We start from the raw sequence: 13,507 nt of genomic DNA on the forward strand, positions 1-13,507 counted from the left end.
TAAAAAATCATTTCTAAAGCAAACGCAAGGCAGATACTGAACTTTACAAACAGACTCTCAGAACGCCCATACCATGCGACTTACAAAACCACGTGTGAAAAAAAAAAAATCACACGTGATATTTTAAATAAGACGTGTGATATTTTAAAACATCAACTCAGGCCCTAAAAACAGACCTTAACAAAGGTTGAATTCTGTCCATTTGAAAACGAAAGCCAAATGCTCCTGTAGAAAAAAACAATCCCCAAAACCGGTTGATTAAGTCAAATCGCTTCCCCTTAAAAAAAATAATCCTAAATTTGGATAAAAAATTAGTATGCCCAATCGAATTCGCCAACGCAAAGTATCAATTCCCCCGCCAATGGAAGGCTTCAAGCCATTCGGCATCCCCATGCGACAGCTGGAATCGGTAGTTCTGTCCATCGAGGAGTTTGAAGCTATCAGGCTGGCCGACTATGAAGACCTGAACCAGGAACAAGCTGCGATTTGCATGAATATTTCGCGTCCCACATTTACCCGCTTATATAGCAAAGCCCGAAAAAATATCGCCAAAGCGTTTATCGAAGGTAAAGCCATCATCATCGACGGCGGCACCTATGTCACTGACAATTATTGGTATCGTTGCAACAAATGCCACGAAACCATGGTTTCCCCAAACCCTGCCGATCATTGTAATTCCTGTGAATCAGAAAACCTGACTCAGATTAATGAGCAAAAAAACAAACAAAACAAAGGCCATGCTCAATCAACAACTACTAAATCCTAAGAGTATTGTCATAGTCGGTGGCTCCAATAATTTAAGCAAACCAGGCGGTCGAATTGTACAAAACATTATTAACGGAGGATATAATGGCAGGCTGTATGTTGTTAATCCCGGAGATCCACAAGTGCAGGGTATTTCCACATTTTCTGACATCCAAAGTTTGCCATCCGGAATTGAATTGGCAATATTAGCCATCCCGGCCGCTAAATGTGCCAAAACCGCCAGCGACCTCGCCACTTTAAAACAAACAAAAGCATTTATAGTCATCTCAGCGGGTTTTAGCGAAGAAGGCGCCGATGGGGCTGAAAGAGAAATGGCCTTAAAAAAGGTTATTGCGGGGGTAAATGGCTCGCTCATAGGCCCCAATTGCATTGGAATGGTAACACCGGCCTACAGTGGTATTTTCACCTCACCCGTTCCCAAACTGCACCCTCAAGGCTGTGATTTCGTTTCTGGTTCCGGCTCAACAGCAGTCTTTATTCTTGAATCAGCACTTCCCAAAGGACTAACTTTTTCGTCCATCATAACAGTTGGCAATAGTGCTCAAAACGGAATTGAAGACGTACTTGAATATTGGGATAACACCTACCATCCAAAAAACAGCAGCGCCATAAAACTCATTTATGTTGAAAATATTAAAGACCCCGACAAACTTTTAAAACACGCCACATCCCTAATTCGCAAAGGATGCCGCATTGCCGCTATAAAATCAGGCATGACAGAAGCCGGCAAAAGAGCCACCTCATCGCATACTGGTGCTTTGGCAAGTGCCGACTCGGCCGTGGAAGCCTTATTTCGAAAAGCAGGCATTGTGCGCTGTTTTGGCCGCGAAGAACTGGTCGCTGTCGCTTCCGTATTCCGACACAAAAAACTAAACGGACCCAACATTGCCATCATCACTCAGGCGGGTGGCCCGGGCGTCATGCTTACCGACGCATTGGTTGCCGGCGGACTGCAAATACCGGCCATTACTGGTGCACATCAACAAAACCTGTTAAGTCTGCTTCACCCCGGCGCTTCAGCCAATAACCCCATCGACCTGCTGGCTACAGGTACTGCCGAACAACTGGAAAAAGTAATTGACTATTGCGATCAATTAGACAACATCGACGGCATCATGGTTATATTTGGAAGTACCGGCCTCGCTCCCATCTTCGATGCTTATGAGGTGATTGACCGAAAAACCAAAGAATGCCGAAAACCCATCTATCCCATTCTTCCATCCGAAAGTAGCGCGCAGCGGGAAGCTGCCATGTTTTTATCAAAAGGGCATGTCTATTTTAGCGACGAAGTCGTCTTAGGCCGTGCCATAACAAAAATTCATCAGACACCAGAACCAGCCGACGATGCTATCTTTTTGGAAAACATAAATATCAAGGCCATGCGCGACATTATTCAACGATGTCCCAATGGCTTTCAATCACCCGACACAGTACGCAAGCTCCTTCAAACGGCCGGCATTCCAATCATTGAAGAAGCGGTGGTCCTAAACAAAAAAGAACTCAGGAAAAAATCGCAGGAATTAGGCTTTCCTCTGGCCATGAAAGCGGTTGGCCCCATTCATAAATCAGATGTTGGAGGGGTAACGCTCAACATAAAATCATCAACACATCTGCTGGCCGAATACCATCGAATGCGAAAAATAAAAGACGTCAAATCGGTGCTGATACAAAAGATGATAACGGGAACCGAATTATTTATCGGCGCCAAATACGAACCTCATTTCGGTCATGTAATGCTTTGCGGTCTGGGTGGAATCTTTGTTGAGTCGCTTAACGATATTTCGCACGGACTGGCACCTCTCACCTTCAACGAAGCTAACTCAATGATTCGCAGCCTGAAAAGTTACCCGGTCATTAAAGGCACCAGGGGCAAACAGGGAATTGACGAATCACGCTACGCCGAAATTATCGTACGCCTGTCAAGCATGCTGCGCTATGCCACCGAAATAAAAGAAATTGATCTTAATCCACTCATCGGCAATGGAAACAACATCCAGGTGGTCGATGCCCGAATATTTATAAAACACATAAATAACGATGAACTGCTAAAAAACAGATGACAAAAATCAGGAAAATACGTTAATAATCGTAAATTTAGGCCTCATTTACATAAACATAGAGCCATGATAATCAAGCAACTATCCGTATTTTTAGAAAATAAATCAGGCCGACTGCATCAGGTATTTGATATTCTAGGCAACGAAAACATCAATGTATCAGCCTGTAGCGTTGCCGACACATCAGAATTTGGTATTTTACGAATGATTGTCTCCGACCCCGACAAAGCCAGAACCGCTTTAAAGGAGCAAAAATTCTCCGTCAACATTAGCGAAGTGATTTCGTTTGCGACACCAAATACGCCCGGCGCCTTATCAAAAACACTGGCAATAATGTCAAAAGCCGGCATTAGTATCGAATACATTTATGGTTTTTCCGTTGGCGAAAAATCATTTATTGTTTTAAGATGCGACAATATTGAGAAAGCCATTACCGAATTTCATCGTCAGGAAATGGAACTTATTGCTGCCAGCGACCTTTACAAATTTTAAAAAATAAATCTCAAAAATAAGATGAGCCACTGCCATTGCATTGGTATGCCCATCAGCTACGACCTAAAGACAATCACAAATGACCAATTCTGTTTGGAATCCGCATTTTGAAACCATGAGTCGCGACAAAATGCGCGATGTGCAAAGCGAACGGCTGCGCGATGCCGTTGAACGTGTGTATTACAATGTTCCGTTTTATCGTGAAAAAATGCAACAAATGGGTCTGGGACCCGAGCATATAAACTCCTTCGACGATTTGAGTAAACTGCCGTTTACCATAAAACAAGATTTACGTGACAACTATCCGTTTGGACTATTTGCCGTTCCCATGAGCGAAATCATCCGTCTTCATGCTTCTTCAGGCACCACAGGCAAACCAACGGTTGTTGGTTATACACGCCACGACATCGGAATATGGTCAGAAGTAATGGCCCGTACGCTGTCAGCTGCCGGAATTGGCAAAACCGATTTCATTCAGATAGCCTATGGATATGGTCTTTTCACCGGAGGATTGGGACTTCACTATGGAGGCGAAAAAGTTGGTGCATCCGTCATTCCAATTTCGGGTGGAAACACCAAACGACAACTGCAACTAATGCGGGATTTTGGAACGACAGCCTTAGCTTGTACACCCTCTTACGCTTCCTATTTGGCCGAAGCAATAGCCGAAAGTGGAATTCCACGCGAAGAATTTAAACTTAAAACAGGTATCTTCGGGGCTGAACCATGGACTGAAAACATGCGTCTCGACATCGAAAAAAAACTAAATATTAAGGCACACGACATCTATGGCTTAAGCGAAATTATAGGTCCGGGTGTTGCTTTTGAATGTGAACACCAATGTGGCCTTCACATCAACGAAGATCATTTCATCCCCGAAATTATTGACCCCGACACTCTTGAAGTATTACCCGAAGGAGAATTGGGCGAACTGGTGTTTAGCACCATCACGAAAGAAGGTTTACCAATCATACGATACAGAACCAGAGACCTGACTCGTCTGAACTATGAGAAATGTGCCTGTGGAAGAACGCTTGTACGCATGAATAAATGTACAGGACGCAGCGACGACATGCTCATTATTCGTGGCGTGAACCTATTTCCATCACAAATTGAAAGCATTTTGCTGGAAATGGAAGAAACCACCCCTCACTACTTATTGGTGGTTGACCGTATTAATAATCTCGACACACTTGAACTACAGGTAGAAGTAGAAGACCGCTTTTATTCGGATATAATTAGTGAACTTCAGGCACTCCGCAAAAAAATTCAATCGCACATCGAAAGCGCCACAGGTCTGTCGACCAATGTTAAACTGGTGGAACCCAAAAGTATCAAACGCAGCGAAGGCAAAGCCACCCGAGTCATCGACAATCGTAAAATAAAATAAGTTTCAAAGCCCCTCTTGTTATAGTCACGGAGGGGCTAAACATTTATTATTATGAGTACATTTCCAATTAAACAGGAAATAATTGACCAATTTAAAGAAGATCTGGGGATAAAAAACATTGCTTATGCTACCATCCGTCAGATTGTAAACCTGGTTAATAAACTGGAACAAAAATACCAGGTTCAATTTATTCGTACCGAAATGGGCGTTCCCGGGCTACCGGCCAACCGCATCGGACCCAATGCCGAAATAAAAGCCTTAAACGAAGGCGTCGCATCTGCGTACCCCCCCATTGAAGGAATTGCGACGCTAAAAACTGAACTGGCAAGATTTGCGTCCTTGTTCCTTAATATTGACATTACCCCCGAAGGCTGCATTCCAACTGTCGGGTCAATGCAAGGCGCCTTTGTGATGTTTCTGGTGGCCAATCGCAGAGACGCTAACAAAACAAAAACGTTATTCATCGACCCCGGCTTTCCGGTTCAGAAAAGGCAACTGGCCGTTTTAGGAATGACCTACGAAAGCTTTGATCTGTATAACTACCGCGGTGAGAAACTAAAAGATAAACTCGAAGAATTTCTTCAGAAAGGAGATATCAGTACCATTCTTTACTCCAATCCCAACAATCCATCGTGGGTTTGCTTTACCGAAAAGGAACTAAAAATAATTGGCGACATGGCCAACAAGTATGATGTTATTATACTTGAAGATCTGGCCTACTTTGGAATGGATTTCAGAGAAAACTTCGGGAAACCCGGTCTTCCGCCCTACCAACCAACAGTGGCACATTACACCACAAACTATGTACTGCTCTTCTCGGGCAGTAAAATATTCAGCTATGCCGGTCAACGTATCGGGGCTTTACTAATTTCCGATGCCCTGTTTCACAAACGCTATCCCGATCTGACCCGCCTGTTTAATACCGACCGGTTTGGTTTAACCATACTTCAGGAGGGTTTATATACAGCCAGTGCAGGCACTTCGCACTCAGCACAATTTGGCTTTGCTGCCATGCTAAAAGCAGTCAATAGTGGAGAAATGGACTTTGTCTCTGAAATCAAAACGTATGGCGATCGGGCTAAAGTTATGAAACAGCTATTTTTAAACAATGGTTTTCATATCGTATATAACAAAGATGAAGACCGTGAACTCGCCGATGGCTTCTATTTTACCATCGCTTATAATAATATGAAAGGCGACGAACTGCTCAATAATCTTATTAAATATGGCATTAGCGCCATTACACTTGACACAACTGGCAGCACACGTACCGAAGGATTACGTATTTGCGTATCGCAAACGGGCGAAGATCGCTTCGACGATTTAAAAGAGCGGTTACAATTATTCAAAAAGGCATATCCGACAATATAGAATGGCTAAAAATAAGGGCTAAATTGCCCGATGCCATTTACCCCTAAAATGTTATATTCACCCCTTTACCCCTAAAAGCGCGGGATTAATAAGAACGATACGACTCCCTGTTGACATTTATTCACTAAATTCGTCGTACCAAAAAATTAAAAAAATAAAGTTTATGGCAAAAGTTAGAGGTGCAATTGAAGTAAACATTGCAACCTGCAAAGGCTGTAATTTATGTGTGGAAGCATGCCCTACCAACGTAATTAATTTATCAGACCATGTTAATGCCAAAGGATATAACTATGCCTTTATGGCCAATCCGGAAGCATGTACAGGCTGTGCCAATTGTTCTACAGTATGCACCGACAGCTGCATAACCGTGTATCGTGTTAAAGTAGCCGAAACGGCATAAGCAGCATCAAAAACATTCATTGAACCGACCTGAAATCGGTAATCAGGTAATTTAAAACATTACAATGAGCGAAGTAAGATTAATGAAAGGTAACGAAGCCATCGCCGAGGCCGCTATTCGCTGTGGCGTTGACGGTTATTTTGGTTACCCCATCACGCCCCAGTCGGAGGTGATGGAAACGTTGATGATCAACAAGCCCTGGGAAACCACCGGAATGGTCGTTTTACAGGCCGAAAGCGAAACAGCGTCTATTAATATGTTATATGGTGGCGCCGGTTGTGGTAAAAAAGTAATGACATCATCATCAAGCCCGGGTATTAGCCTCATGCAGGAAGGTCTAACCTATCTTGCAGGCGCAGAACTGCCATGCCTGGTAGTAAATGTAGTTAGAGGAGGGCCAGGACTAGGTACTATACAACCTGCTCAATCCGACTATTTTCAGGCCGTTAAAGGCGGAGGACATGGCGATTACAAATTAATTGTACTGGCGCCTGCTTCGGTTCAGGAGATGGCCGACTTTGTTGAACTGGCATTCGATTTGGCATTTAAATATCGCAACCCGGCCATGATTCTGAGCGACGGAATGATTGGCCAAATGATGGAAAAAGTGCAGATGAAGCCCTTCAAAAAACGTTGGACCAACGAAGAAATAGCAAAAATGCACCCGTGGGCCACCACCGGAAAACCGGCATCACGCGATCGCAATATTATAACATCAGTTGAACTGGACAATCAGGCCTTTGAACGTTTCAATTATAAACTTCAGGCCAAATACAAAAAAATAGAAGAAGAAGAAGTCCGTTACGAAGAAATACAGTGTAAAGATGCTGAATACCTCTTTGTAGCCTATGGCTCCAGTGCCCGCATCTGCGAAAAAGCCGTTGAAACGATGCGCAGCGAAGGCATCAAGGTAGGTCTGTTACGTCCCATCACGCTCTTCCCGTTCCCGACAAAACCTATTAAGGCATTGGCTTCGCAGGTTAAAGGGATGTTAGCAGTAGAGATGAGCGCCGGACAAATGGTCGAAGATGTTCGTCTTTCGGTGGAAGGAAAAGTAAAAGTTGAACACTACGGCCGTCTGGGAGGCGTTGTTCACTCACCCGAAGAAGTTGCTGAGGCGCTAAAAGAAAAAATCATTGGAGGATAAGGTTATGTCAATAGAAATCAAAGATATCATCAAACCGGAGAATCTGGTTTATAAAAAGAGCAGCCTGATTACCGATACGCCCATGCACTATTGCCCCGGCTGTAGCCATGGGGTGGCCAACAAATTGGTAGCCGAAGTGATCGAAGAAATGGGCATTCAATCAGATGTAATAGGAATAACACCGGTGGGTTGTGCAGTGTTACTCTATAATTATATCGATATTGATTGGCAGGAAGCTGCTCACGGACGTGCTCCGGCGCTGGCAACCGCCATAAAAAGACTGCGTCCCGACAAATTTGTCTTCACCTACCAGGGTGATGGCGACCTCGCCGCCATTGGAACGGCCGAGACCATTCATTCCTGTAATCGTGGCGAAAATATCGTCATCATTTTTATCAATAATGGTATTTACGGTATGACAGGAGGACAGATGGCTCCTACCACATTAGAAGGCATGCCGACAGCCACCTGCCCATTTGGTCGCGATCCGGAACGTGATGGCAATCCACTCAAAATGACCGAAATTGTGGCAACCCTCCCCGGCACCTGCTATGTGACCCGCCAGGCCGTTCACACAGCGGCTGCGGTTCGTAAAACAAAAAAAGCAATCATTAAAGCTTTTGAAAATCAAAAACAAAATAAAGGAACTTCATTTATCGAAATCGTTTCAACCTGTAACTCAGGGTGGAAAATGACGCCGGTAAAAGCCAACAAATGGATGGAAGAAAATATGTTTCCTTTCTATCCTTTAGGCGATCTGAAAGATGAATAGGTTCCTTTGTTACTTTGAAACGGTGATAAAACGAGCCATTAATTAGCGCCAGTCCTTAAAGTTGTGAGTTTGGCTTTAAAGACGCAATCTAATTAGTGCTTGCCAAAAAACTCTGGTGTCAGATAAGAAAGTTCCATTTTTGAAGCTTTCGAAGCTTAAAAAGGTAAGTTTACGGCGGCAAATGATCATTTTAAAAACAAGCGTACGAAAAAAAATGGTGTTTTCTGGCTGACACTAAATAGTTAAATTTAAACAGGAGCCCGGCCTCCCGATAAAACCGACACCCGTAATTTGGATTTATCAGGACTATAATGGCGAGTTCCATGTGAACCGATTAAAAACAGACACATGAATGAAGAAATAATTATAGCAGGTTTTGGCGGTCAAGGCGTATTATCAATGGGAAAAATTTTGGCCTATTCAGGTGTTATGCAAAATATGGAAGTATCATGGATGCCTTCATATGGCCCCGAAATGCGAGGCGGAACAGCCAATGTTACCGTCATACTAAGCGATAGCCGCATCAGCTCTCCAATTTTAAAAAAATACGATACTGCAATCATTCTTAACCAACAATCCATGGAAAAGTTTGAAGAAAGTGTTAAACCGGGCGGCTTATTACTTTATGATGGCAACGGTATTACCCGGCATCCGCAACGTAAAGACATCAACATTTACCGCATTGATGCCACCGAAGAAGCATCTAAAATGAATAATTCAAAAACATTCAACATGATTGTATTGGGTGCCTATCTTAAAATTAAACCCGTGGTTAGCATGGATAATGTAATGTCCGGATTAAAAAAATCACTTCCCGAACGGCATCACAAACTATTGCCTCTTAACAAAGAAGCCATTACCAGGGGAACTGAAATTGTAAAATCCATTCAAACAGTATAAAGAACTGTCGTAATACTAGAAAAAAGGCAATCAGAATTTATTTTTGATTGCCTTTTTTACTTTCATTCGCTTTCATTTTTGACAGATAAAGCTGATGGTGATAACTACCCTCGCGCATGAGCTTCCCCCCACAGTTAGGACACAACTCATTGACACAGGGTTTCCCTTTTTGGTGAGGGATAATTAAATCACATTTCACACACAAGCAGTTTCCAGCTTCTTTGCAATGGTCAAGATTCATAGTTACTCATTTTGGTCGAGCCGTTTCAAAGCCGGCGAACTACAGTAAAAACAATATTTGACGGCCTTCTCGCCCATATTTAACCGAAAACAATCTTCGCACCGGTACCAAAAATCGGTGGCATGAAAATTTCCGCCATCAATAAAAATGGCTTTCCCTTCTACCAAAGCTTTCGCAATGCTCACCCGGGCCTTCCGGTACACTCTCGTAAAAGTAGGCCTTGAAACCGACATTTCTTTAGCCGCATCTTCCTGTTTCATATTTTCATAATCCATCAACCGTAAAGCTTCATACTCTTCATAAAGCAACACTACGGGCTCCAAATTACCGACGGGCACCCCGAAAGGACGAAAGCCCTCCACAGTAGGAGGGCTTTGAATCAATCGTTTTCGCTTAGGACGAGCCATTATTTCTTAATGGCTTTATAAACTTTTTCTTCGGCCAATGGCTTGGTGCAGAAGAACCAATCGTAACATTTCATTTCTCCTTCTTTACCTTCCATACGTGTTTTTGCTGTGCCGCATGAACCGGCCGTCGGAACAATGACATCATCACCTGGTCTCCAATCGGCAGGCGTAGCTATATTAAATGCATCAGCTGTCTGTAAGGCAATAACCACACGTTTCAACTCGTCGAAATTACGGCCCATAGAAAGCGGATAATAAATAATCGTTCTGATTTTTCCAACCGGATCAATAACAAATACAGCACGAACAGCCTTGGTTGAACTCTCTCCGGGCATAATCATACCATATTTCTTGGCCACGTTCATGGTAATATCCTCAATTAATGGGAAAGTCACCTCCACATTTTTCATCCCCTTATACTCAATCTTTTCATTAATAGTACGCAACCAGGCAATATGGCTGTAAAGCCCATCGACCGACAAACCAACCAGCTCCGTATTTAACGCCTTGAATTCATCCTGCATACTGGCAAAAGTCATAAATTCAGAGGTGCAAACCGGCGTAAAATCAGCAGGGTGACTAAAAAGAATAACCCATTTTCCTTTATAATCGGACGGAAAATTAATAGTTCCCTGAGTTGTCTCTGCTGTAAATGCAGGCGCATCATCATTAATGCGAGGCATTGCATAAATTTCTTGTTGTTCTTCCATGGCAATAAAATTTAAAACGCGGTTTATTGAAATATGAAATAACTAAAGCTTGTAAACTCCCGACTTAATTACGAACAAAGCCAAAAATTCACAACTCAGCTAATACAAAATTGAATCAATACATTGCAAGTGTGCAGCATGAAATATAATGAAAACAAAAAAGATAAACAATTTAAACGCCTTAAAACTTAAGCGTATATCTAACAAAAGGAATCGGAATTGGCAAAATACTAAGCTGCTTTAAATTTCGTTGCGACGTGACCTCATCGCCATCATCATTTGAAAAATAAAGCATAAAAGGATTCTGACGCCCATAAGCATTAACCACCCCTACATCCCATATACGCGTAGATCTGCTTCGTTTCTTAGTAAAACTAACACCCAAATCCAAACGATGAAAATCAGGCATCCGGTAATCATTATATTTACCAAAATCTTCAGCAAATTGAAGCTCCGACGGGGTATTTTGATACGGAAGATTCGGCGTATAATACTTCTCGTTGGGCAGCGTAACAGGCATTCCACTGCCATATTGCCAAAGACCATAAGCCCTAATATTGTCCCTGATATTATAGGAAACATTTATTTTAAAATCATGACGTCGGTCAAATCGGGTTGGAAATGCTTCGCCATCATTCAAATCGGGAAAAGTATTAGTGGTTTTGGCAATGGTATATGAGGTCCATCCCTGCCAGCGACCTTTAAGTTTTTGAAGATAAAGCTCAGCACCAAAAGACAAACCGTCTCCCAGGGTAAGCTTATCCTCCCATTCAGTGCTATAATCAAAAAAACTTGTACTCTCCTTATAATGGAGCAGATTCTTCTGTCTTTTCACATAACCATCCAACGATAACGAATAGACTCTTTTCTCCCCGGGGTTATAATCAATGCCTGAAGAAATCTGCTGTGAAGTCATTGGCGGCAAACGATCGGTTACCGGCAACCACAAATCGGTTGGCAGGGCAATGCTTGAAGAACTGACAATGTGCATATACTGGGACATTTCAGTATACGATGAACGGAAAGTCCATCTCTTCACCGGGCTATAGGCAACGGCAAGTCGCGGCTCCAAAGTTCGGTAAACCTCATCTCCACTTCTGAATAAAGCACCACTAACGCCCATGTTGATACGAACCTGCTTCCCGATTGTAAAATCGTCTTCCAAGTAAAAATTCCACTCCCCGCCATATAAGTATAAATCACCTATCGTGGCATCTGTAGGCGACTCCGAGTCAATATCACGCTTTACAATATCAATTCCGGGATTAAAGATGTGACGGATATAGCCCGCCCCAAATTTAATAAAATGAGCCCGGGCCGGGTAGTAATCAAAATCGATTTTTGCACTATAATCCTTTACCCCACTTAAGTATCGCTGTTCATAACTTTCCCAGGTATCATTCACTTTATTGCTGCTTTCGAGCCCAATAAAAAAGACATAATCTGAATAGGTAACCGTTAAATTGCTAAACAATTTATTGGTCCAAACAGAATTCCAGCGCAAAGCGCCCACCAGATTTCCCCATCCAATATTGCTATTATCTTCTACCGAACTGCGAATAGACTTGTCAGAAGAATCTAAATATTCAACCTCGCGCGAGTTATAAGTCGTATAATATTTGTCACGGCCATAATAGAAACTGAAGTACAGCTTATTTCTCAGACTAAAATCGTAGTTATATTTGGCATTTACATCATAAAAAAAATAGTTTGACGTTTCATCCTGATTACGTTGAATCCACCAGGCAAACAAATCAAGATAAGTACGCCGGAACGAAAGTGCAAAAGCCGATTTTCCTTTTTTTATGGGGCCATCTAAAGCCAAACTCGATGAAAGAAGCCCCACATTTAGAGTCGACCGAATTTTTTCCTTATTTCCATCAATCATTTTTATATCAATGACCGACGACAACCGGCCACTGTATCGTGCCGGGAAGCTCCCTTTATAAACAGTTACATGTTTTATGATATCGGTGTTAAAAACCGAATAAAACCCCAAAAGATGGCCAACATTATACACAGGCACATCGTCCAGCAAAATCAAATTTTGATCGGGTCCTCCCCCTCTTACATAAAGGCCGCTAAAACCTTCACTTCCGCCCTGAATTCCGGGCAGCATCTGAATACTCTTAACCAAATCGGTTTCTCCAAATAAAACCGGGGTCTGTCTGATATTCTCCATCGGGAGTACATATCCCCCATAGGCACGGGCTGTCAAATCCTGAGAAGATTCCATTCCGTATACCAGCACTTCCTGTAACTGAAGATTTGGTGCCAAATCAATAAATATGACAGTATCGCGCTGTAAATTAAACTTTCGACGTCCTGGTTTGTAACCAACGTACGACACATTAAGATCAACAGCACCATTGGGAAGTGTAATACTAAAAAAACCATAATTATTGCTGATGACCCCCTTTCCAATGTTATAATCAAAAAGATTGGCAGCCGGCAACGACTCCCCCAATAAACTGTCGCGTACAAATCCACTTATAGTGAAATTGCGGGATCTGTCTTGTAATGGTTGTAAAATGATACGATTTTCCCGCAGAAGAAAAGAGAAAGGACAATCGTTGAAAATTTCTTCCAGATATTTCAAAAGGGTTTGGGGTTCAGCCGAAAGCGTTATATTGGGTCTTTCACACAATCGGGAGCTGTAGCTAATGACCCACCCGGAGGCCTGTTCCAACCGCTCAATAAGTTCAACAGACGATCCTGTTCGATGCTCGATGCGAACAATAGGGGTAGTATCCTGAGCATATAACGAAAACGAGGCTGATCCCCAAAGGAAGGCAGCCCCGCACCATATCATATATTTATATAAAACTTGCGGGATCATCTATTAAAGATTACCC

Annotated in this window: 12 protein-coding genes; 9 read left to right on the plus strand and 3 right to left on the minus strand. The window is 42.7% G+C overall.

The genetic code is table 11. The annotated features are described in order from the left end of the window. The first annotated feature begins 316 nt into the window (after nucleotides 1-316). From ACT3CD_RS10510 to ACT3CD_RS10550, 9 genes are all read left to right on the plus strand, one after another. Nucleotides 317-766 (plus strand): DUF134 domain-containing protein, encoded by a 450-nt coding sequence (locus ACT3CD_RS10510; RefSeq protein WP_444645508.1) that lies wholly within the window; start codon nucleotides 317-319, stop codon nucleotides 764-766. Further along, nucleotides 738-2,825, plus strand: a complete 2,088-nt coding sequence (locus ACT3CD_RS10515) for an acetate--CoA ligase family protein (RefSeq protein WP_444645510.1) — start codon at nucleotides 738-740, stop codon at nucleotides 2,823-2,825. The genes ACT3CD_RS10510 and ACT3CD_RS10515 overlap by 29 nt, the downstream gene beginning before the upstream one ends. 63 nt (nucleotides 2,826-2,888) lie before the next feature. Next, nucleotides 2,889-3,314: an ACT domain-containing protein gene (locus tag ACT3CD_RS10520; RefSeq protein WP_444645512.1), complete on the plus strand. Its 426-nt coding sequence runs from the start codon at nucleotides 2,889-2,891 to the stop codon at nucleotides 3,312-3,314. Between the two features lie 79 nt (nucleotides 3,315-3,393). Continuing rightward, nucleotides 3,394-4,704: a phenylacetate--CoA ligase family protein gene (locus ACT3CD_RS10525; RefSeq protein WP_444645514.1), complete on the plus strand. Its 1,311-nt coding sequence runs from the start codon at nucleotides 3,394-3,396 to the stop codon at nucleotides 4,702-4,704. A 51-nt stretch (nucleotides 4,705-4,755) separates the two neighbouring features. Next, nucleotides 4,756-6,075 carry an aminotransferase class I/II-fold pyridoxal phosphate-dependent enzyme gene (locus ACT3CD_RS10530; RefSeq protein WP_444645516.1) on the plus strand — a complete coding sequence of 440 codons (1,320 nt, stop codon included), beginning with the start codon at nucleotides 4,756-4,758 and terminating at the stop codon, nucleotides 6,073-6,075. A gap of 163 nt (nucleotides 6,076-6,238) precedes the next feature. Continuing rightward, nucleotides 6,239-6,475: a 4Fe-4S dicluster domain-containing protein gene (locus ACT3CD_RS10535; RefSeq protein WP_444645518.1), complete on the plus strand. Its 237-nt coding sequence runs from the start codon at nucleotides 6,239-6,241 to the stop codon at nucleotides 6,473-6,475. Nucleotides 6,476-6,539: 64 nt separating this feature from the next. Then, nucleotides 6,540-7,622 carry a 3-methyl-2-oxobutanoate dehydrogenase subunit VorB gene (locus ACT3CD_RS10540; protein ID WP_444645520.1) on the plus strand — a complete coding sequence of 361 codons (1,083 nt, stop codon included), beginning with the start codon at nucleotides 6,540-6,542 and terminating at the stop codon, nucleotides 7,620-7,622. Between the two features lie 4 nt (nucleotides 7,623-7,626). Further along, on the plus strand, nucleotides 7,627-8,394 hold the full coding sequence (locus tag ACT3CD_RS10545) for a thiamine pyrophosphate-dependent enzyme (RefSeq protein ID WP_444645522.1): 768 nt from the start codon (nucleotides 7,627-7,629) through the stop codon (nucleotides 8,392-8,394). Between the two features lie 348 nt (nucleotides 8,395-8,742). Continuing rightward, complete coding sequence (locus ACT3CD_RS10550; RefSeq protein ID WP_444645524.1) at nucleotides 8,743-9,294, plus strand: 2-oxoacid:acceptor oxidoreductase family protein; 552 nt, start codon at nucleotides 8,743-8,745, stop codon at nucleotides 9,292-9,294. 243 nt (nucleotides 9,295-9,537) lie between these two features. Here the strand turns inward: ACT3CD_RS10550 and ACT3CD_RS10555 are convergent, their stop codons facing one another. From ACT3CD_RS10555 to ACT3CD_RS10565, 3 genes are all read right to left on the minus strand, one after another. Beyond that, nucleotides 9,538-9,942, minus strand: coding sequence for a DUF134 domain-containing protein (locus tag ACT3CD_RS10555; protein ID WP_444645525.1), 405 nt, complete (start codon nucleotides 9,940-9,942; stop codon nucleotides 9,538-9,540). Beyond that, nucleotides 9,942-10,652 (minus strand): peroxiredoxin, encoded by a 711-nt coding sequence (locus ACT3CD_RS10560; protein WP_444645527.1) that lies wholly within the window; start codon nucleotides 10,650-10,652, stop codon nucleotides 9,942-9,944. Before ACT3CD_RS10560 ends, ACT3CD_RS10555 begins: the two co-directional genes overlap by 1 nt. A gap of 181 nt (nucleotides 10,653-10,833) precedes the next feature. Next, nucleotides 10,834-13,464, minus strand: a complete 2,631-nt coding sequence (locus ACT3CD_RS10565; RefSeq protein WP_444645529.1) for a TonB-dependent receptor — start codon at nucleotides 13,462-13,464, stop codon at nucleotides 10,834-10,836. Nucleotides 13,465-13,507: the final 43 nt, after the last annotated feature.

The organism is Geofilum sp. OHC36d9, from assembly GCF_052400685.1.
Classification (GTDB): domain Bacteria; phylum Bacteroidota; class Bacteroidia; order Bacteroidales; family Marinilabiliaceae; genus CAZHHH01.

What these genes read in the sequence shown, in the direction of transcription:
- ACT3CD_RS10520 (WP_444645512.1), top strand. Translation starts at nt 2,889, where the DNA reads ATGATAATCAAGCAACTATCCGTATTTTTAGAAAATAAATCAGGCCGA.
- ACT3CD_RS10545 (WP_444645522.1), top strand. Translation starts at nt 7,627, where the DNA reads ATGTCAATAGAAATCAAAGATATCATCAAACCGGAGAATCTGGTTTAT.
- ACT3CD_RS10555 (WP_444645525.1), bottom strand. Translation starts at nt 9,942, where the DNA reads ATGGCTCGTCCTAAGCGAAAACGATTGATTCAAAGCCCTCCTACTGTG.
- ACT3CD_RS10515 (WP_444645510.1), top strand. Translation starts at nt 738, where the DNA reads ATGCTCAATCAACAACTACTAAATCCTAAGAGTATTGTCATAGTCGGT.
- ACT3CD_RS10565 (WP_444645529.1), bottom strand. Translation starts at nt 13,464, where the DNA reads ATGATATGGTGCGGGGCTGCCTTCCTTTGGGGATCAGCCTCGTTTTCG.
- ACT3CD_RS10560 (WP_444645527.1), bottom strand. Translation starts at nt 10,652, where the DNA reads ATGGAAGAACAACAAGAAATTTATGCAATGCCTCGCATTAATGATGAT.
- ACT3CD_RS10510 (WP_444645508.1), top strand. Translation starts at nt 317, where the DNA reads ATGCCCAATCGAATTCGCCAACGCAAAGTATCAATTCCCCCGCCAATG.
- ACT3CD_RS10530 (WP_444645516.1), top strand. Translation starts at nt 4,756, where the DNA reads ATGAGTACATTTCCAATTAAACAGGAAATAATTGACCAATTTAAAGAA.
- ACT3CD_RS10535 (WP_444645518.1), top strand. Translation starts at nt 6,239, where the DNA reads ATGGCAAAAGTTAGAGGTGCAATTGAAGTAAACATTGCAACCTGCAAA.
- ACT3CD_RS10525 (WP_444645514.1), top strand. Translation starts at nt 3,394, where the DNA reads ATGACCAATTCTGTTTGGAATCCGCATTTTGAAACCATGAGTCGCGAC.
- ACT3CD_RS10540 (WP_444645520.1), top strand. Translation starts at nt 6,540, where the DNA reads ATGAGCGAAGTAAGATTAATGAAAGGTAACGAAGCCATCGCCGAGGCC.
- ACT3CD_RS10550 (WP_444645524.1), top strand. Translation starts at nt 8,743, where the DNA reads ATGAATGAAGAAATAATTATAGCAGGTTTTGGCGGTCAAGGCGTATTA.